The 1967-nt window shown below is 59.6% G+C and carries 1 protein-coding gene; it reads left to right on the top strand.

What is annotated here, in order from left to right; genetic code table 11:
• The coding region (gene purL, locus WCA53_RS21530; protein ID WP_423915405.1) for a phosphoribosylformylglycinamidine synthase at positions 1–1709 on the top strand (1709 nt) is incomplete at its 5' end.
• Positions 1710–1967 lie beyond the last annotated feature (258 nt).

The raw sequence follows: 1967 nt of genomic DNA on the forward strand, positions 1-1967 counted from the left end.
CCGTGAAGGCGATCGGCATGGAACTGTGCCCGGCGCTTGGCATCAGCATTCCGGTCGGTAAGGATTCCTTGTCGATGCGTACCAAATGGCAGGACGCGACGGGTGCGGCGAAGGAAGTCGTTTCGCCGGTGTCGCTGATCATCTCCGCGTTTGCGCCGGTTGAAGACGTGCGCCGCCAGCTCACGCCGCAATTGCGTCCCGGCACGGACACGGTGCTGATTTCCATTGATCTCGGGCGCGGCAAGAATCGTCTGGGCGGCAGTATCCTGGCGCAGGTGACGCAACAAATCGGCGATAAAACGCCTGATGTCGACGACGCCGAAGACCTCAAGCGCTTCTTCAACGCGATTCAATCGTTGAACGCGGCGGGCAAGTTGCTGGCCTATCACGATCGCTCCGATGGCGGCCTGTGGGCGACGGTTTGCGAAATGGCGTTTGCGGGGCATGTGGGTGTTTCCTTGAACGTGGACATGCTCACACTTGATCCGCACCACGAATCCGACTACGGCGACGCGAAGGACTGGGCGAAGCAGACCAGCGGCTTGCGTGACGACCGGACCATTCGCGCGTTGTTCACCGAAGAACTTGGCGGCGTGATCCAGGTGCAACTGACCGAACGCGATGCCGTGATTGGCGCTTTGCGCGAACATGGGTTGTCGGCATGCAGCACGGTGATCGGCAAGCCGAATGAGCGCGATACGATCGAGATTTATCGCGACGCTAAAAAGATCTATGAGGCGCCGCGGCACGAATTGCATCGTGCGTGGAGCGAAGTGAGTTGGCGCATCGCGCGCTTGCGTGACAACCCCGCATGCGCGGACGCGGAATATGACGCATTGCTCGACCCATCGGACCCCGGCCTTTCGCCTGTTCTCAGCTTTGATCCGGCGCAGGACGTGGCGGCGCCGTTTATCGGCGTGAGCGTTGGGGGTGGTTCGAAGGCGCGGCCGCGGGTTGCGATCCTGCGCGAGCAGGGCGTCAATTCGCACCTCGAAACGGCTTATGCATTTGACCGTTCAGGTTTCGACACCCACGACGTCCACATGAGCGACTTGCTGTCGGGACGTGTCACGCTTGCGGACTTTGCCGGTGCGGTGGCGTGTGGCGGTTTTTCCTACGGCGACGTGCTTGGCGCGGGCGAGGGCTGGGCCAAGACGATTCGTTTCAATCCTCGTCTGGCGGACATGTTCGCTGAGTTCTTTGGTCGCTCGGATACCTTTGCCTTGGGTATCTGCAATGGTTGCCAGATGATGAGCAGCCTTGCATCGATGATTCCTGGCGCCGATGCGTGGCCGAAATTTACGCGTAACAAGTCGGAGCAATTCGAAGCGCGTTTTTCGCTGGTTGAAGTGCAAAGTTCGCCGTCGATTTTCTTCAGCGGGATGGAGGGTTCACGGATCCCGGTTGCCATTGCGCACGGTGAAGGCTTCGCTGATTTCTCGCAACAAGGCGATGCTGCGAATGCGTTGGTCGCGATGCGTTTTGTCGATCATCGAGGGACGGCTACTGAGCGGTATCCGTTTAACCCTAATGGCTCGCCGGAGGGTTTGACTTCCGTCACTACGCCGGATGGGCGGTTTACCGTGTTGATGCCGCATATGGAACGGGTGCACCGGACCGTGCAGATGAGCTGGAAGCCGGATGACTGGACGACAGACGGCAGCCCGTGGATGCGGGCGTTTCAGAACGCACGACGCTGGATAGCATAAGGGGTTTCGCGTACCGCTCGGGGGTTTGGTTGGGGTTGGGGTTCTCGAGCGGTTCGGGTTCTGCTTGCGGCGAGTGTGGGGCTAGGGTGGGGTGCTGCTCGCGGCGAGTGTGGGGAGAGCATTGAGTCCTTCTGCTCGCGTGGTCGTTCTGCTTAAGTCGGATTTTCTTGCTTATTACTGTTAGCCCCTATCCGGGGCGGGACTTCATTTCTTTGCAAACGCGCAAAGAAACGAAGCAAAGAAACGCGTTCAAACCGC

Source organism: Caballeronia sp. (assembly GCF_049581465.1).
Classification (GTDB): Bacteria; Pseudomonadota; Gammaproteobacteria; order Burkholderiales; family Burkholderiaceae; genus Caballeronia.